This is a genomic window from Streptomyces coeruleorubidus, from assembly GCF_008705135.1.
GTDB lineage: Bacteria > Actinomycetota > Actinomycetes > Streptomycetales > Streptomycetaceae > Streptomyces > Streptomyces coeruleofuscus.
In genome coordinates this window covers 1,560,503-1,577,266 of the sequence record NZ_CP023694.1, presented here as the reverse complement: position 1 = coordinate 1,577,266, position 16,764 = coordinate 1,560,503, and the positions used below count along the sequence as shown (strand labels likewise).

The following is a 16,764-nucleotide window of genomic DNA, read 5'->3' as shown; positions in this document are numbered from 1 at the left end:
GGTGCCCATGCTCCCCGGCTACGTCTCCGCCGCGGACGCCGCCTACTACGCCGGTGTGCCCGTCGGCACGATCTGGCGGTGGGCCTCCGAGGGCCGCATCAGCAAGACGGGCAGGGGTAAGGGCGCGGGCTACCTCGTGTTCGATCTGCCGAAGGCGCGCCGCGACGAGTACACGCGCGAGCTGCTGGAGCCAGGCAAGCCGCCGCCCCTGCCCGCTGGCGTCCGCGCCGCCTGATCGTCCCGTCGTCCGTGCCCGGTCCCCGGACGGCGGGGCCCTCAACGTCCGGGAGGTTCCAATGCCACTGCCTCCCGGACTCTCTACGGTCACGGTCAGCGGCACGTACAAGCGGCCCGACGGGACCGCGTACAAGGGCCGGATCGTCTTCCAGCCCGAGCCGGACGTCCTCACCTCTGCGACGCACGGCACGCTCGTCATCGGCGACGTCGAGGTGGTCCTCGACAACGACGGGGCGTTCAGCGTCAGCCTGCTGGCGACCGATGACCCGGATGTGACGCCGAGCGGGTGGACGTACCGGGTGACGGAACGCTGGTACGACACCCCGGGCCGCTCCTATCCGCTGTCCCTGCCCGCCGCGGCCCCGGTGGTCGACATCGCCGATGTGGCGCCGACCGCGCCGGCGGAGGGTGAGTACGTCGTCGTCACCGGACCTCCCGGCCCGGCCGGGCCGCAGGGGCCCGAGGGTCCGGAAGGGGCGAAGGGCGACCCGGGCGACCCGGCCACGAATCTGGTCCAGAGCGTGAACGGGGAGCAGGGCGTCGTCGTCCTGTCCGCGGCGGACGTTGAGGCGGACCCGGCTGGCAGTGCCACCACCGCCGTCACCGCACACACGACCGCTGCGGATCCGCATGGCGACCGGTCCTGGGCCGACGCGAAGTTCGCGCTCGGCAGCACGGTCACCGCGATCGACGGCTATCTGAACGACGCACTCAACCGGGTCGCAGCGGTCGAGCAGGGCACGGCCTGGTTGTCCGCGCTCAACGTGTCGGGCAACGCGCAGGTGACGGGGCGGCTCACGGCGGCCGGCTGGACGCTGCCGATGCTGGCGCCCACGGGACGTCGGCCGCGATGGCGGGCGGCGTCCTGGCGGCAGATCTTCGCGGCGGGCCACGGCTGGACGGCGTCCGGCTCGGGCGTCGGCAGCTCGAATCCGAACGACACGACGACCTTCTCCAAGGGCAGCCAGTCGTTCGCGATGACCACCACGGGCACGGCAGCGGTCGGGAACATCCGCCGCTACGGTGCCCCGGCGTTCGACCTCACCGGCAAGGCGCTGCGGCTCACCTTCCGCGTGGCCGACGTGTCGAAGCTCAACCAGATCAACTTCCTGATCGGCTCCTCGACCCTCGCCAACTCGTACTCGTGGCGGGTGTTCACCTACGCCTCCACCGCGCAGAACCAAGTCCAATCCGGCGAGTGGGTGACGGTCACGCTCCAGTGGGCCGGGGTGCGTTCGCCGACCGGCACGTACACGATCGGCCCAACCGGCGTCCCCTCCAACACGGGCTCCTTCACGGACATGGCGTTCCAGGTCGTCGACAACGGCACCGGCCCCGCGACCGTGAACCTGCAGTCGGTGGAGATCATCGACGCGACGTCGACGGTGTTCCCGACCGGCGCTGTGAGCATCACGTTCGACGACTGCTACGCGTCGGTGTGGGGGAATGCCCGGCCGAAGATGGACTCGCTCGGCTACCGAGGCACCATCTACACGATCGCGGACGTCGTCGACACCACCGGCGTGTACCTCACCAAGGCTCAGATGCGGGCCATGCAGGACCACTCCGGGTGGGAGATCGCCGGGCACGCCTACACGGCCGCCGCCCACAACGCCAAATACACGACGCTGTCGACGCAGGCCGTGCTGGATGAACTGCGGAACCTGCGCGCCTGGATGGTCACCAACGGCTTCACGTCCGAGCATTTCGCCTACCCGGGCGGGTGGTTCGGTCCCACCGTCGACGGTGATCCGATCGACCTGCTGACGAGCCGCTACTTCACCACCGGCCGCGGCATCAGCTCGGCCGACAACGCGGGCGAGACGTTCCCCGCGGGAATGTCGTACCGGATGCGGTCCATCTCCGGCATCGGCTCCATGGCGGGCGGCGCCTCCCCGGCGCACCCGACGACGATGCTCGCGGCCGGGGGGCCGCTGGACCGCTGTGCGTCGACTGGCCAGTGGCTGATCTTGACCTTCCACGAGATCGTGACCGGCACGGCAGCGAACACGAACCAGTGCAGCCTCACCGACTTCAACACGATCATGGACGGGATCAACACCCGCGGCATCCCCGTCCTGCCGGTCTCCGACGCCATGCGCTACTACAGCTGAAGGGGGCCGCATGGCCGACAACCTGAGCAACACCGCCGAGAACCGGGCCCTCGACTTCATCCTCGGCCTGTCCGTGACCGCCCCCACCACCCCGCTGAAGGTCGCACTGGTGACCGCGAACGGCGACGACACCACGGCGGGCACGGAGGTGACCGGCGGTTCCTACGCGCGGCAGAACCTCAGCGTCGCGGCCGCCGTCGCCGGGGCCACCAGCAACAGTGCCGACCTCGTCTGGACCGGCATGCCGGCCGCCACGGTGGTCGGCGTGGAGATCTGGGACTCGGCCGGGACGCCGGTGCGGCTCTGGTACGGGCCGCTATCCGCCTCCCGCACTGTGGCGGCTGGGGATGAACTCCGGCTGCCCGCGGGGTCTCTGACGCTCGCTCTGCAGTAGGGAGGCGTTCGTGCCCTCCCTCTCGACGCTGGTCGACAATTTCAACGACGGTGTGATCGGGCCCGTCTGGGGCAACAGTTACGGCGGCGTCACCGAGACGGGTGGTCAGGCCCGGGTCCCGTGCACCACGGGGTTCGCCGGCTACCAGACGGCGTACAGCTGGACGATGGCCGGCGCGAGCTTCTTCGTGAAGATCCCGACCGTGCCGACGGCGGGCGCGGCGACGGAGTGCTACTGCGGTGTCCTCGTCAACTCGCCGACCGCCGGAACACGCATCGGGTTCACGATCAACGCCGTCGCCGGGTTGTTGCGCTGCAAGAACGATGTCGGCTACTTCGATGCTGGTGTCGTCGAGATCGCCTATGATCCGGTCGCGATGGCGTTCCTGCGGCTCCGTGAGGATGCTGGGACGGTCTACTGGGACACGAGCCCCGACGGCACGACGTGGACCAACCGGCGCAGCCTCGCCACCCCCGCCTGGGTCGCGGCCGAGATCGATACGTGCGCGCTCGACATGTCCGCTCACCGCAACGCCGGGACCGCCGACGTTGCGGCTTACGACCTGTTCAACACGCTCGCCAACGGCGCTGTTCATACGGGCAGCGCGGCGCTCGCCGCGGACAGTGCCCTCACGTCGGCTGCCCTGGTCGCCGCCCATGCGAGCAGCGACCTGAGCGTCGACAGCGAACTCACCGCCGCACCTATCCTGTCCGCGCACGAGGCGGTCGCCCTGTCCGCCCAGTCGACGCTCACCGCCGACGCGGCCAGTTCCGAGATCCCGGAGGTGGCTGGGTTGGCAGCTGGTGTTTTCGACCTTCGCATCGAGCAGGGTGCCACCTACGTGCAATCGTTCCGGGTGGCTGATGTGCCCGGCTTCGCCTGGACCGGCTGGACCGCCCGGGCCCAGATCCGATCGGCTGCGGCCTCCGACAACGGTGAGCTGCTGCTCGACCTCACCGACTACCTGACGGTCATTGGGGACACGGTGCGGCTCGCCCTCCCCGCCGCCGTGACCGAGACCCTCACCCGCAATGGGCTGTGGGACCTGGAGATGGTCAGCGGCTCCACGGTGGTGCGGCTCCTTCAGGGCAGGGTGGTCATGTCGCTGGAGGTGACCCGGTGAGGATCGAAGTCACGGGCGAAGCCTTCGATGATGCCATCGAGGTCACCACCGGTCAGCAGGCCCGCATCGTCGAGGTGTCGGCAGGGCTCGTGTCCAGCATCAACGGGCGGACCGGTGATGTGGCCGGCCTGGCGGAGACGGCGGAGGTGTCCACGATCGCCGCGGCGGTCGCCGGCCCCGTCGCCGACGAGGCGGCGGATGCCGCGGTCGCCGCGCACGTTGAAGCCGTCGACCCGCACGGCGACCGGGCGTGGGCGTCCGGCCAGTTCCTACCCAAGGCGGGCGGTGCGCTCACCGGCGGCATCACGACGAACCTCACGGCCCGTTCGGCGTTCCTGAAGACGACGTCGCCGACCGAGCACGCGGTCACGATCTACCAGGCGTCCACCACCGGCGTCGACGTGGCCGCCGCCCTGAACCTGATCTCCGACAACCGCGAGACGTCGGCGGTCTACATCTCCGGTCACGAGACGCTGCCCCGCGGCACCGTAAAGATCACGCACACGAACGGCGGCAGCGGCGCCACCGACGACACCAGCGCCTCCGCCCTGTCGATCGACCTGCGCCGCGGCACCGCCGCAGGAACGGCAGCGCAGGGCATCTTCCTCACGGCTACGGACGGCGGCACCACCGGGCGTCTGTTGACCCTCCGCAACGGCGGGGCGAACCTGTTCACCGTCCCGGCCGCCGGCTCCGTCTACACGGCGACCGGCGCCTTCGGCGAGCAGCTCCCGGTCAACCACGGCCTGACCGGCTGGACCTACGACCCGGTCATCGCCACCACGGGCTCGCTGCTGACGAACGGTACCGTCTACCTCAGCAAGATCCACGTGCCGGACGACACAGCCATCACGAAGATCTACTGGTGGGTGACCACAGCGGGCGCCACGCCGACCGCCGGGCAGAACTGGGTCGGCCTCTACAGCCCCGCAGGATCCCGCCTCGCCACCACGGGCGTCGACGCGTCGATCGCCAGCACCGGGCTGAAGACCACCACCATTGCCAGCACCAGCGTCGCCGCAGGCTCGTTCGTCTGGGTGGCGATGGTGTTCAACGCGACCACCGCACCGACCATCGCCCGGGCCAGCGGCAGCGGCGGCCTTGCCACTGCCGTCAACGCTGGGCTCACCTCCGGTGTTTACCGCTTCGCGACCAACGGCACCGCCCAGACCACGCTGCCCGCGTCCATCGCCCCCGGGTCCAACACCGCCGCCGGTTTCGCCGGCCCCTGGGCCGCTATCGGGCCCTGACGCCAGACTCAACCCGCATCTGGAAGGCCCGCGCCATGGCCGACGAGAAGACCGACCCGATCACCGAGGCCCGCCAGCTGGTCGCCGAGGACGAGCAGCGGAAGACCGACGACTGCCTCGCCGAGCTCGAAGCCGTCCTCGCCAAGTACGGGCGGAAACTGCAGATCACCCAACCGCAGATCACCATCGTCCCCGCGTAGGAGACCGCCATGCCCCGCACGAACATCGCCACAACGCAGGCGACCCGCTCTGGCACGGTGCTCCCGGCCGCCACCGCGGGTGACGTCACCAACGGCAACAGCACCGCCAACGACGGGCGCGTCGTGCTCATCGTCCGCAACACCGGCGCCTCGTCGCGGACCATCACGTTCCAGACCAACGTCTCCGTCGACGGCCTCACCGCGCCCGTGCGCAGCGAGACCATCCCCGCAGGAGAGACGCAGGTCTTCGGGCCGTTCAGCCCCAACGACTACGGCACCGTCCTCGCATACAACGTCGACAACGCCGAGCTCACCGTCCAGGCGCTGAGGGTCTAGTCCTGGAACGAGCCGTCCCTACGGCGCTGGTGGCGGCCCATCATGTGCTTGCACTGAGGGCAGCACTTCAGGAACACAGGCTTGATCAGCCAGGCCAGGCAGATGAAGTACAGCGTGTGACGCCCCATGCGAGCGATCCACGACATCGTGCACGTCTTACAGTCACGGCATCCACTGGCCATGCCATCCCCCTATCTCGCGCGCGCCCCATGCGCACGGGGCAACGATCAGACCATTGATCAGTCACGCGCGCGCGGATGTGACACAGACGTGACCATGGGGGGAGCGTGCCAGTAGCACCACCTACTCGATGCGGGGCCATGGGATGCCATGAGCTGGCCACCAAGCGAGGACGATGCGACGAGCATCAGCCCGAGCCATGGCGAGGCCGGCCCTCACCCCAAGAGCGCTACGGCATGAGCAGCGGCACCATGCGGGCACTCAAGCGCCAGGTCATGGCCAGAGATCACGGCTGCTGCTACGTCTGCGGAGGCGAAGGGGCCGACGAACTCGAACACAAGATCCCCGTGAGTCAAGGTGGGGCAGCTCGCGACCTCAACAACCTCGGCATGATCCATTCCGAGCCTTGCCATCGCGAGAAGACCGCGCGCGAAGCCGCAGAAGGATCAAGAAAGGCGCGCGAAAAGAAGCTCGAAAGATCATGATCACGCGGGCGCGCGCACACGGGTAGGGGAGTAAAAATCACGGCGAAAAAATCTTGGGGGACCGCCGCGGCCAGAACGGAAGACGCGCGCTCAGATCGCTGACAGGGGGTCTGACATGGGAAGGACTGCCGCTCCGGCCGGCCTCAAGTTGATCACCGGGCGCTCGCCGGGCCGGGATTCGGGCGGCCGGAAGGTCGAACCCGGCCCGGCGTTCAAGCGGGTGCCGCCGGCGGCACCGGACTGGCTGTCCGATGAGGCTGCGGCCGAGTGGGAGCGGGTCATCCCCGAGCTGTCGCGCCTGGATCTGGTGAAGGAGCAGGACCGGGCGGCGCTGGCAGCGTACTGCGAGGCGTGGGCGACGTTCGTTGAGGCGACTCGCGTCGTGCAGGAGGAGGGCCTCGTCATCGAGGCGAGGCAGGGGAAGCTGGCGCACCCGTGCGTGGCGATCGCCCGGAACGCCGGCCGCGAGATGAGGAGCTGGGCCGCCCACTTCGGGCTGACTCCGTCGACGGAGCAGGCCCTGGCCCGGGGTGGGGGCGACGATGGGGACGAGGCGAACCCGTTCGCAGGTTCTGGCTGACCTGGGGATCAGTCCTGAGGTCGGCTGGTACATGAAGGCGCGGGGTATTCCGCTGCCGGACTGCCCGCCGAAGGTGCAGACGCCGAATCCGGGTGAGGCGCCGGGTGCGGTGTTCGATCCGGGCCGCGTGGACCGCGTCCTGAAGTCGTTTCACCTACTCAGGCACACGCAGGGCAAGTGGGCCGGGAAACCCCTGGATCCGGATCCGTGGCAGGTGGCCTACATCATCGCCCCGGTGTTCGGCTGGGTCCGCTGGGACGACGAGGCTGAGGGCTACGTGCGGATCGTCCGCAAGCTGTACGTCGACGTGCCGCGCCGTAACGGCAAGACCACCCTCTCAGGCGGCATCGCCGTGTACCTGATGGCCGCGGACAGTGAGCCCGGGGCTCAGGTCTATGCAGCGGCGACCAGCGAGAAGCAGGCGCGCTACACCTTCGACCCGATCAAGACGATCGCCGAGCGCGCCCCAGCCCTGAAGGGCAACGTCAAGGCCTACACGAAGAAGATCACGCATCCGGCGAGCGGCAGCTACTTCACGGTGGTGTCCTCGGTCGCCGAGGCCATGCACGGGGCGAACGTTCACGGCGGAATCATCGACGAGCTGCACGTCCACAAGACCGCGGACCTGGTGGAGACGATCGAGACTGGCACTGGCTCTCGCCGTCAGCCGCTCGTTGTGATCATCACGACGGCGGACGACGGCAAGCAAGAGTCGATCTACGACCGGAAGCGGCAGTACGTCGAGCAGCTGGCCCGAGGCGTCCTTCACGACCCGGACACCTACGGCGTGGTCTGGGGAGCGGACGAGGACGACGACCCTTACGCCGAGAGCACCTGGCGCAAGGCCAACCCGGGCTTCGGAGTGAGCCCGAGTGCCGCCTACCTGCGCGGTGCCGCCGCGGAGGCCCAGCAGAGCCCCGCGGACTTGGCGAAGTTCCTGCGGCTGCACTTGGGGATCCGCACGAAGCAGTCCACGCGGTTCCTGACCATGCAGGCGTGGGACAACAACGCCGGGCTCGTCGACGAGGAGGCTCTGGCCGGCCGGGACACGTGGGGCGGGCTCGACCTGGCATCCACTTCGGACCTCTGTGCGTTGTGCTGGCTGTTCCCGGATGACGAGACGGGCACGCTGGATGCTCTGTGGCGGTTCTGGACCCCTGAGGACAACCTGAAGGCGCTGGATAAGCGGACGGCGGGTGCGGCGTCGAGGTGGGTGCGTGAGGGATGGCTAACGGCGACGCCGGGCAACGTCGCTGACTACGACTGGATCCGGGAGCAGATCCGCCGGGACCGGGACACGTTCAAGGTGCGCAGCATCGGCTACGACCCGTGGAACGCGAGCCAGTTGACGAACGATCTGGTGTCCGAGCGGGCGCCGATGGTGAAGGTCAGGCAGGGTTTCGCAACGATGTCGCCGGTCCTGAAGGAGATTCAGCGGCTGGTGCTGCAAGGCACCCCGGAGGCGCCGGCGCTGCGGCACGGCGGGCACCCGGTGGTCCGTTGGTGCGTGGACAACCTCGCGGTGGCGATGGATCCGGCGGGCAACGTCAAGCCCGACAAGGCGAACAGCGGCGACAAGATCGATGGCGTGTCGGCCCTGGCCACGGCCATGTCCGAGATCGTCGCCAGGCCCCCGCGCCGGAAGTCCCGGTACGCGGAAGAGGACGAGATCATGGTCGTGTAGCGGCCGGGGGAGGTCGCGATGTTCGCGTGGCGCCGTACAGCAGTCCGTAAGCGGGTCGTCGTCAACCTGGCGGACAAGGCGTTCAGCGGGATCCTGTGGGCGAAGCGCGGCCCGCTGCTGGTGCTCCGCGATGTCGAGCTCCTCGAGGCCGGCCGCTCTCCGCAGCCGGTCGACGGTGAGGTCGTCATCGAGCGCGCCAAGGTGGAGTTCACCCAGGTGCTCGCGGGCGGGGGTGGCTGATGGCGTTCGTGGTCAGCTCCGGGCAGCTCGCGACCACGGGAGCCGGTGTCACGCCGATGTTCTCCGCGATGCCGATCCCGGCCGCCCCGTGGGAGTACGAGGCGATCTGGCGGACGCAGCCCCAGGTGCGCACGGTCATCTCGTTCCTGGCGAGGAACATCGCCCAGGTCGGCATCCACACCTTCCGGCGCATCAGCGACACCGATCGGGAGCGCCTCACCGAGCATCCGCTTGCCGAGCTGCTCGCCGAGCCGCTGCCCGGTATGACGCAGTACCGGTTCATCGAGCGCATGGTGTCGGACTACGCCCTCTACGACGACTTCTACGCGATCAAGCTGCGGATGAGGGGCAGGCGGGCGTTGCTGCCGGTCCCTCCGACGCTGATCCGGCCGGCCGAGGGCAACTGGATCGCCCCGAAGTACTACGAGACCGCGGGCGGCCGTGAGTTCGGCCCTGATGAGGTCGTGCACATCCACGGCTACACGCCAGAGACGCTCACGCACGGCACATCGCCGATCGAGTCGCTACGGGATGTGCTCCTGGAGTCGACGGAGGCGGCCAAGCAGCGAGTGGCGATGTGGAAGGGCGGGGCACGCCATACGGGCGTCCTGGTGCGTCCTCCGGATGCTCCCGAGTGGGGGCCGGGGGAGAAGGCGCGCTTCCGTGAGATGTGGCGGAGCTTTACTCAGGGCGGTGGCGGCGAGGGTGGAACGCCGATCCTTGAGGACGGCATGGAGTACAAGCCGGTCGGCTTCGACCCGAAGCAGGCGCAGTACATCGAGGCGCGCAAGCTGACCCGCGAGGAGGTCAGTGCGGCGTACTTCATCCCGCCGCCGCTGATCGGAATCCTCGACCACGCCACCTACTCCAACATCAAGGAGCAGCACCGGCATCTGTACCAGGACACCCTGGGCCCCTACCTGACGATGTTCGCACAGGAGATCCAGGCGCAGATCCTGCCGGACCTGCCGGACAGCCGGGACGTGTACTGCGAGTTCAACATCGACGCGAAGATGCGCGGCAGCTTCGAGGAGCAGGCCGTTGCGGCGTCGACGGCGACCGGCCGGCCGTGGATGACGGTCAACGAGACGCGCGCGCGGAACAACCTTCCGGCGATCGAGGGCGGCGACGAGCTGATCGTGCCGATGAACGTCACGGAGGGCGGTCTGGCGTCGCCGCGGGACACGGCGCCGGAGCCTGACGCGGTCCCAAAAGCGTTGGCCCGGCGGGTAGCTACCAAGGCCGGGCCATCAACGGTCGAGTCCTCGCCGGATGAGCTGCGTGAGGAGTTCGCGCAGGCGCTCGCCGAGCTGACGGACGAGGAGTTCACCGCCCTGGTGGGCTCCGGTCCGGGCAGTGCTGAGGCGGTGCGGTCCTGGTGGGAGTCTGGGCGGGCTGGCCGTCTGGCCAGGTTCTCCAAGCTGATCGCGGACTACATCCTCCGGTTCGGGCGCGTGGGCGCACGCGCGGTGCTGGACGAGTTCAACCCGTCCGGGGATGGCTGGGCGGCGGACGTGATGGAGCCGTGGCTGCTGGCTGCTGCGCTGCATCACGCCGAACTGCACGACGCTGCTGGCGAGCAGGCGGCTGTCGAGGCTGCGGAGGTGCCGCCCGAGGAAGGCGGTGTCGCGGCGGCGCTCGTGCTCGCGGGCGGGCTGTGGGCGGCTGCCGCCCTGACGCGCAGCGAGACGGCGGCGACGGAGGCCCTGTCGTTCGGCGGCCACGACGCCGCGGAGGCGTCGGGGCTGGGCTTCAAGGTGTGGCAGACCACCAGCAGCAACCCGCGAGCCCAGCATGCCGCCATGAACGGGGAGAAGGTCCCGCTGGGCGGGGTGTTCTCGAACGGCTTGCGCTGGCCCGGCGACAGCACGGGTGACGCAGACGAGACGGCGAACTGCCGGTGCCTTTTGACGTATTCGAATTCGGAGTGACCATGCGGATCAAGAGCTGCCCGGTGCGGATCAAGGCCGCGGGCACCCACGAGGGCACCGACGAGGGCGTGTTCGAAGCCATCGTCGCCGCCTACAACGTCGACAGCGTTGGCGACAAGATCTCCCCCGGGGCGTTCGCCGAGACTCTTGCCGAATGGAAGGGCCGCGGCGATCCCATCCCCGTCCTGTGGTCGCACATGAGCCATGACCCGGAGTACCACATCGGTGAGGTGCTGGAGGCTGAGGAGAGGCCCGAGGGACTGTGGGTGAGAGCCCGCATCGACACCGAGCCGGGTACCAAGGCCGCCCAGGTGTACCGGCTGCTTAAGGGCCGCAGGGTGACCCAGTTCAGCTTCGCCTACGACATCGACGAGGGCTCGTGGGTGGAGCAGAAGGACGGCCCCGGCTACTACGAGCTGCGCAAGCTGAAGCTCTACGAGGTCGGCCCGACGCTGATCGGCGCCAACCAGGCCACCGAGCTCATCGACGTGAAGAGCGCGGTCGACATGCTTCCTGACCTGAACAAGGTGCAGGAGACGCTCGAGACTCTGAAGGCCGGCAGGACGCTGTCGTCCCAGAACGAGCAGCGGGTGCGCGACATCGCGCGCCTGGCAAAGGAGCTGCTGGACTCCCTCCCTTCCAGCGCTGATGAATCGCAGGACGCCGAGAAGGCCACGCCTGCCCCGCTCGCTGACGCCTCGCCCCAGGAAGCCCCTGAGGCCAAGGCGGACCAGCCCGCCGGGCCGAGCCCCGCCTCGCTCCGTCTGCACGCCGACCTCGCCGCCCTTGAGGCGGAGGTCTCCACGCTTACGGACTGAGGAGAGCCGTGAACAAGATTGAGGAGCTGAAGGACCAGCTCAAGCACCACCTGCTGCAGGCGCAGGCCATCGCGGCGAAGGCCGACGACGAGGGCCGCGACTTCACCGACGACGAGCGCGGCCAGGTCAAGCAGCACATGGACCAGGCGCAGGAGGCCAAGGCCGGCCTGGAGAAGGCCAAGGCGTCGGCCACGATGCGGCAGGCGCTCGCCGATCTCGGTGACGAGATCCAGGTCGAGGAGAAGTCGGCCGGTGAGCGCCTTACCCCGTCGGGCCTGATCGTGCCTGAGGCCAAGGCGTCGCTGGGTGAAACCTTCGTCAAGTCGGCGGAGTTCCAGGGCCTGATGGCGTCCGCCCCGAACGGCGTGTTCGGCAAGGACCACCGGGTGCAGTCCCGCCCGGTCGGCTACAAGGCGCTGGTCACCGGCGGTTCGGACACCTCGGGTGGCGCGTTCGTCACCAACCAGATGATGGGCCTGCAGGTCGGTCAGCTGGCGTTCCAGCGTCCGCTCAGGCTGCGGGACGTGGTCACCAACCTGACCACGACCAGCGACACGATCGAGTACGTGCGGCAGACGTCGCAGACGAACAACGCTGCGCCGGTCCCGGAGTCCACCACCACGGCTGACCCCGGCACCATGAATGCCGCGAACGGCGTCAAGCCGGAGTCGGCGCTGGCGTGGGCGAAGGTCACCACCCCGGTCCGGACGATCGCGCACTGGATCCCGCTGACGAAGCGGGCCCTGTCCGACGCCGCCCAGGTCCGCTCGATCATCGACGCCTTCCTTCGCTACGGGCTGGAGGAGGAGCTCGAGGACCAGATGGTGTCCGGTGACGGCACGGGCGAGAACCTCGAGGGCCTCTCGAACGTCTCGGGCGTGCAGGCGCAGGCCTGGGACACCAACCTGCTCACCACCACCCGCAAGGCCCGCACCAAGGTGCGCCTCGTGGGTCGAAGCACGCCGAACGCGTACCTGCTCAACCCGGCCGACCTGGAGGCCATCGACCTCCTCCAGGACAACGAGGCCCGCTTCTACTTCGGCGGGCCGCAGGGCCTGGGCAGCGCTGGAACCCTGTGGGGTCTGCCGGTCATCGAGACCGAGGCCGTCCCGGCGGGCACCGGCTATGTCGGCGACTTCCGCAAGGCGGTGCTGTGGGACCGCGAGCAGGCGTCCATCACCATCAGCGACAGCCACGCCAACTTCTTCATCCGGAACATGGTGGCGATCCTCGCGGAGATGAGGGCTGCCTTCGGCGTCATCCAGCCCAACGCGTTCGTCGAGATCGACCTGACTGCCTGATCGGAGGGCCTGACATGGCGTACCTGAATCCTGGCGCTGGCGCCACTCGTGAGGGTAAGCAGGCTGCGGCCGTTGCCGACATCCCGACTCCGGGAACGGCGACGGCCACCGACTGCGCCAACAAGATCAACGCCCTGCTGGCGGCTCTGCGAGCGGCCGGGCTGATGAAGTCCTCGTAGTGCTGGTCAACTCACGGACGGTCCGAGGCCGCTGCCCGATGTGCGGCGCCGCTCACGCCGCATGCGGCACGGCCTCGGACTCCACTCCCGTCGATGAACGAATGGAGGTGGCCGCCGTGGGCGGACCGCTGAAGAAGTACGAGGTCACCACACCGTCCGGCGTGAAGACCACGATGAAGCTCAACGAGGACGACGCCAAGCGGCTCGGCGTCCTCGACACACCCGAGCAGGACAGCACCGAGGAGGCTGCCGAGGAGCCGGAGCAGCCTCAGGCGAAGGCGCGCACCACCAGGAACAAGAGCCGTACCGCGGCCGACAAGGGCGGTGCGGGCGGTGGCGACGACTGACTACCTCGCCGACCCGGCCGACCTTGCCGTCTGGCTGGGCGTACCAGCCGACGACGCGAAGCTACTGCAGGCCTTGGGGGCGGCGTCCAGCCGCTTCCGGGGCGCGGTACGTCACCACGTATCGCTCGTGGCCGGCGACACGGTCACGCTGGACGGCAACGGCAAGGAGTCGCTGCTGCTGCCGGCGGCGCCGGTCACCTCGGTCGCGTCGGTCACGCTGGACGGCGAGCTGCTCGTCTACGACACCGACTACCGGTGGTCGACGGACGGGTTCCTGAGGCGGGTCGGCCGCTACTGGCCGGACAAGCTGCGTTGCGTCGAGGTGGTCTACAGCCACGGCTACGCGCAGATCCCGGAGGACATCGCCGAGGTCGTCATCGACCAGGCGCGCGCCCAGTACACGGTGCGGCCGGGCCTCACGTCGATGACCGTGGGAGGCCAGTCCGTCGGCTTCGGCGCTCAGGCGTCGATCGGGGTCACCTCGCAGTGGACGACGATGGTGGAGAAGTACCGGATCAACCACGGTGATGCACCGTGAGTCTGTTCTTCCACCAGCAGTTCGTGCGCGTGCGGGCGCCTCTGGTCGAGGACCGCTACCACAACAAGAAGCGCGACTGGGGCAACGCCGAGCGCATCACCATTACCGGCGTGAACATCCAGCCCGCCGGGGTCCCGGTCCGGTCGGAGGAAGATACCGACGACCGGCAGACCACCGTCACCGCCTGGAACCTGCAGACCCCTGAGGGCAGGGACTTGGATCTGCTGGAGACGGATCGGATCGAGGTTGACGGGATGACGCTGGAGGTCGAGGGCAAGGTGGGCCGCTGGCCGGACCCGTTCGGTCCGGGCGTCCATCACGTCGAGGCTCGACTGAAGGAGGTCGACTGATGGCCCGTGCTCGCGTCGTCTTCGACCGCCGCGTGTTCCGGCAGATCGCCTCCAGCCCCGAGATGGCGTCCTATCTGCTGTCGATCGCCGAGCGTGGCAAGGCTATTGCCGATGCCCTGGCACCCACCTACAGCGGCCCTACCTGGGGTACAGAGGTCCGCTCCCAGGACTACAAGCGGTCGCTGGAGGCGAAGCTCGTCCGCAACAACTTCGGCTGGCGGAGCGAGATCGCCGCGAACGTCGCCTACGCCGTGCAGGTCGAGTTCGGCACCGGCCGCCCGTACACGTCGCAGGAGCGCCCCCAGGAGGGCCATTCACCGAAGTGGCGGGTCCTGGGCCGCGCGCTGGAAGCGATGAGGAGCTGATATGCCCCGAATCAAGCTGGCCAACTGGTACGGCGACCACAAGCCGGGCGACGAGATCGACGTCGACGAGGTGCTGCTGAAGGCACTGCGCCGCGACGGGGTCGTTGCCGAAGTCCTCGAGCCGCCTGTCGAACCGGCACCCACGCCGCAGCAGCAGAGGCCCGCTCAGCCTGAACCGGCCGTCGAACAGAGGGCGGAGCCGGCGGCCGAGACGGGCCGCAAACGGCGATGATGCTGCCCATCGCGCCGATGCCGGACGTCGAGCTGGTCGCCATCGACCTGCTGGCGGAGGTGCTCGACGACTCGGTGACGGTCGGCAGCGAGTGGCCCGAGGATCTGGCGCAGCACCTCCCCGTCGTGGCGGTCAGCCTCGGACCGAGTGGCGGCTCCGCCATCAAGGCCGTGACCGCCAACCGCGGCCTGGACATCGACGTCCTCGCACCCACGAAGGGCGAAGCCCGCGATCTGGCAGCCCTCGTTTCCGCCCACCTGATCGCCGCCCAGGGCACAAAGCGCCCTGGCGCCCAGATCTACGGCGTCGACGAGACCAGTTTCATCTGGCTGCCGGACCCGGTGACGAACATCCCCCGCTACGTGCTCGTGATGAGCATGGTGGTCCGCCCCGCGTAGCAGCACCCAACCCGCACCCCATCACCCATTCACCCGTCGGCGTCTGGCCGTGCGGGTCCTCGCTATGCCTGGAGGCATCCCGTGGCGAACGACGCCGACAACGTGAGGGTCGGTCTCAACGGCTCCATCTACATCGCCCCGAAGGGCACGACAGCCCCGGCCGACCTGACCACCGCGTGGCCTGCGGGCTGGGTGGATCTCGGCTACCTGTCCGAGGACGGCGTGGAGATGTCGTACTCGACGGACACCGAGGACATCAACGCCTGGCAGTCCCTGTCGCCGGTGCGGAAGGTCCTGACAGGCGTCGATATGACGCTGGGCTTCACCGCGATCGAGCTGAAGACGGCGACCATGACGCTGTACTTCCCGAGCGCCACGATGACGGACGTGTCCGGCACCGTGCACAAGCTGTCCATCCCGGCGGCGCCGGAGCCGGACGAGCGGGCGATCGGCCTGGAGTGGGTCGACGGCGACATCACCAACCGTCTGATCATCGCCCGCGGCGAGGTCACCGACCGCGAGTCCATCACCTTCGCCCGCTCGGGCGCGGTCGGCCTCGGCATGACCGTCTCCGCATACGCCGACACCGCACCCGAGATCGCGGTGTGGCTGTCCGACGACCCGGCCTGGTCCGCGGCGTAACCCATCTCCCGGCAGGCGTGCCATGCGGGTCGCGCCTGCCGGGCCCCAACCCGCTACACCCGCGAGGAGAAGCACCATGGCCACCACCAAGAAGCCTGCCGGGCGTGAAGTCGTCTCACTCGACACGCTGGCGAAGCAGAAGAGGGACGCGCTCCCCGAGCCGGTGACGTTCGAGCTGCACGGGGTGGAGTTCACCCTGGAGCCGTTCAACTCCCTGCCGATGGACGTGCAGGAGCGAATGCGCGGCCCGGAAGACTACCTCTCCATCCTGCGCACCGCGCTGAGCGAGGAGAAGGTCAAGGAGATGATCGGCGCCGGGTACACGCTGCTCGACCTCAACCTCGTGGCTGAGGAGTGGATCCGGAGGTCCGGGATCGAGCCGGGGGAATTGGGGGCCTCCTCCGCTTCCTAGCGGAGTACGGGGAGGCCGTCGAGTGGGACATGGCCCGGTACTGGCCAGGCCGGTCCCTGCTGGATCTCTGGCGCGGAACGCTCAGTTGGCGTGAGCTGCGGGTGTTCCTGCGCTACCTGCCGACCGACTCGGCAACAGCGCGGGCCGTGCGGGGTGCTACGGCCGAGGAAGAGGCGTGGACGCTGGACCGGCAGTTGCTGGCGAGCGTCGTGGACGCGGTTCGTGAGAACACGTTCGCCACGGTCAAGTTGGGCGGCGACCCGAAGAAGACAGGCCGCCTGAAGCCGCCGAAGCCCATTCCCCGGCCGGGCGTCGAAGAGCCCAAGAACACGAATGTCATCCGCTTCGGTGGCCGCCACGGCTCCGGGGCGAAACAGCTGGCGAAGGTCTTCGGGAGGCCCGCCGCGAACCAGTAACAGGAGGTCGCG

At 68.9% G+C, this 16,764-nt stretch carries 24 protein-coding genes; 23 read left to right on the top strand and 1 reads right to left on the bottom strand.

Annotated elements, in window-relative coordinates; translation table 11 throughout:
- Positions 1–7 precede the first annotated feature (7 nt).
- From CP976_RS07250 to CP976_RS07225, 7 genes are all read left to right on the top strand, one after another.
- On the top strand, positions 8–235 hold the full coding sequence (locus tag CP976_RS07250; RefSeq protein ID WP_150479586.1) for a MerR family transcriptional regulator: 228 nt from the start codon (positions 8–10) through the stop codon (positions 233–235).
- Positions 236–296: 61 nt separating this feature from the next.
- Complete coding sequence (locus CP976_RS07245) at positions 297–2,351, top strand: polysaccharide deacetylase family protein (RefSeq protein WP_150479585.1); 2,055 nt, start codon at positions 297–299, stop codon at positions 2,349–2,351.
- Between the two features lie 10 nt (positions 2,352–2,361).
- The gene (locus tag CP976_RS07240; protein ID WP_150479584.1) at positions 2,362–2,745 is read left to right on the top strand and encodes a phage tail fiber protein; all 384 of its coding nucleotides are present in this window, start codon (positions 2,362–2,364) and stop codon (positions 2,743–2,745) included.
- A gap of 10 nt (positions 2,746–2,755) precedes the next feature.
- Entirely contained in the window at positions 2,756–3,868 is a 1,113-nt protein-coding gene (locus CP976_RS07235) for a hypothetical protein (RefSeq protein WP_150479583.1), read from the top strand.
- On the top strand, positions 3,865–5,118 hold the full coding sequence (locus tag CP976_RS43250) for a hypothetical protein (protein WP_229876048.1): 1,254 nt from the start codon (positions 3,865–3,867) through the stop codon (positions 5,116–5,118). Before CP976_RS07235 ends, CP976_RS43250 begins: the two co-directional genes overlap by 4 nt.
- 35 nt (positions 5,119–5,153) lie before the next feature.
- Positions 5,154–5,318: a hypothetical protein gene (locus tag CP976_RS42795; protein ID WP_167537290.1), complete on the top strand. Its 165-nt coding sequence runs from the start codon at positions 5,154–5,156 to the stop codon at positions 5,316–5,318.
- 9 nt (positions 5,319–5,327) lie between these two features.
- Entirely contained in the window at positions 5,328–5,654 is a 327-nt protein-coding gene (locus tag CP976_RS07225) for a hypothetical protein (RefSeq protein ID WP_150479582.1), read from the top strand.
- Here CP976_RS07225 and CP976_RS44315 read toward each other — a convergent pair.
- On the bottom strand, positions 5,651–5,782 hold the full coding sequence (locus tag CP976_RS44315; RefSeq protein ID WP_268250154.1) for a hypothetical protein: 132 nt from the start codon (positions 5,780–5,782) through the stop codon (positions 5,651–5,653). The two genes, CP976_RS07225 and CP976_RS44315, sit on opposite strands and share 4 nt — an antisense overlap.
- 288 nt (positions 5,783–6,070) lie before the next feature.
- On the opposite strand from CP976_RS44315, the gene CP976_RS07215 reads away from it, so the two are divergent.
- The 16 genes from CP976_RS07215 to CP976_RS07140 all read left to right on the top strand — a co-directional run bounded on the left by CP976_RS07215 (position 6,071) and on the right by CP976_RS07140 (position 16,752).
- On the top strand, positions 6,071–6,319 hold the full coding sequence (locus CP976_RS07215; RefSeq protein WP_229876049.1) for an HNH endonuclease: 249 nt from the start codon (positions 6,071–6,073) through the stop codon (positions 6,317–6,319).
- A gap of 115 nt (positions 6,320–6,434) precedes the next feature.
- Positions 6,435–6,899, top strand: a complete 465-nt coding sequence (locus tag CP976_RS07210) for a phage terminase small subunit P27 family (RefSeq protein WP_150479579.1) — start codon at positions 6,435–6,437, stop codon at positions 6,897–6,899.
- Complete coding sequence (locus CP976_RS07205; protein ID WP_229876051.1) at positions 6,850–8,583, top strand: terminase large subunit; 1,734 nt, start codon at positions 6,850–6,852, stop codon at positions 8,581–8,583. Before CP976_RS07210 ends, CP976_RS07205 begins: the two co-directional genes overlap by 50 nt.
- Positions 8,584–8,601: 18 nt before the next feature.
- Positions 8,602–8,823, top strand: a complete 222-nt coding sequence (locus CP976_RS07200) for a hypothetical protein (protein WP_150479578.1) — start codon at positions 8,602–8,604, stop codon at positions 8,821–8,823.
- On the top strand, positions 8,823–10,754 hold the full coding sequence (locus CP976_RS07195) for a phage portal protein (protein ID WP_150479577.1): 1,932 nt from the start codon (positions 8,823–8,825) through the stop codon (positions 10,752–10,754). The genes CP976_RS07200 and CP976_RS07195 overlap by 1 nt, the downstream gene beginning before the upstream one ends.
- A gap of 2 nt (positions 10,755–10,756) precedes the next feature.
- Positions 10,757–11,572, top strand: a complete 816-nt coding sequence (locus CP976_RS07190; protein WP_150479576.1) for an HK97 family phage prohead protease — start codon at positions 10,757–10,759, stop codon at positions 11,570–11,572.
- 8 nt (positions 11,573–11,580) lie between these two features.
- Positions 11,581–12,873, top strand: a complete 1,293-nt coding sequence (locus CP976_RS07185; RefSeq protein WP_150479575.1) for a phage major capsid protein — start codon at positions 11,581–11,583, stop codon at positions 12,871–12,873.
- A 295-nt stretch (positions 12,874–13,168) separates the two neighbouring features.
- Complete coding sequence (locus tag CP976_RS07180; RefSeq protein ID WP_208838933.1) at positions 13,169–13,399, top strand: hypothetical protein; 231 nt, start codon at positions 13,169–13,171, stop codon at positions 13,397–13,399.
- On the top strand, positions 13,386–13,937 hold the full coding sequence (locus CP976_RS07175; protein WP_150479574.1) for a mobile element protein: 552 nt from the start codon (positions 13,386–13,388) through the stop codon (positions 13,935–13,937). Before CP976_RS07180 ends, CP976_RS07175 begins: the two co-directional genes overlap by 14 nt.
- Positions 13,934–14,287 (top strand): hypothetical protein, encoded by a 354-nt coding sequence (locus tag CP976_RS07170; RefSeq protein WP_150479573.1) that lies wholly within the window; start codon positions 13,934–13,936, stop codon positions 14,285–14,287. Before CP976_RS07175 ends, CP976_RS07170 begins: the two co-directional genes overlap by 4 nt.
- The gene (locus CP976_RS07165; protein WP_150479572.1) at positions 14,287–14,652 is read left to right on the top strand and encodes a hypothetical protein; all 366 of its coding nucleotides are present in this window, start codon (positions 14,287–14,289) and stop codon (positions 14,650–14,652) included. Before CP976_RS07170 ends, CP976_RS07165 begins: the two co-directional genes overlap by 1 nt.
- A 1-nt stretch (position 14,653) precedes the next feature.
- Positions 14,654–14,884 carry a hypothetical protein gene (locus CP976_RS07160; RefSeq protein ID WP_150479571.1) on the top strand — a complete coding sequence of 77 codons (231 nt, stop codon included), beginning with the start codon at positions 14,654–14,656 and terminating at the stop codon, positions 14,882–14,884.
- 17 nt (positions 14,885–14,901) lie between these two features.
- On the top strand, positions 14,902–15,282 hold the full coding sequence (locus CP976_RS07155; RefSeq protein ID WP_150479570.1) for a DUF3168 domain-containing protein: 381 nt from the start codon (positions 14,902–14,904) through the stop codon (positions 15,280–15,282).
- An 81-nt stretch (positions 15,283–15,363) separates the two neighbouring features.
- Positions 15,364–15,924 carry a phage tail tube protein gene (locus CP976_RS07150; protein WP_150479569.1) on the top strand — a complete coding sequence of 187 codons (561 nt, stop codon included), beginning with the start codon at positions 15,364–15,366 and terminating at the stop codon, positions 15,922–15,924.
- A gap of 76 nt (positions 15,925–16,000) precedes the next feature.
- Positions 16,001–16,336: a hypothetical protein gene (locus CP976_RS07145; RefSeq protein WP_150479568.1), complete on the top strand. Its 336-nt coding sequence runs from the start codon at positions 16,001–16,003 to the stop codon at positions 16,334–16,336.
- Between the two features lie 29 nt (positions 16,337–16,365).
- Complete coding sequence (locus CP976_RS07140) at positions 16,366–16,752, top strand: hypothetical protein (protein ID WP_150479567.1); 387 nt, start codon at positions 16,366–16,368, stop codon at positions 16,750–16,752.
- The last annotated feature ends 12 nt before the right edge of the window (positions 16,753–16,764 follow it).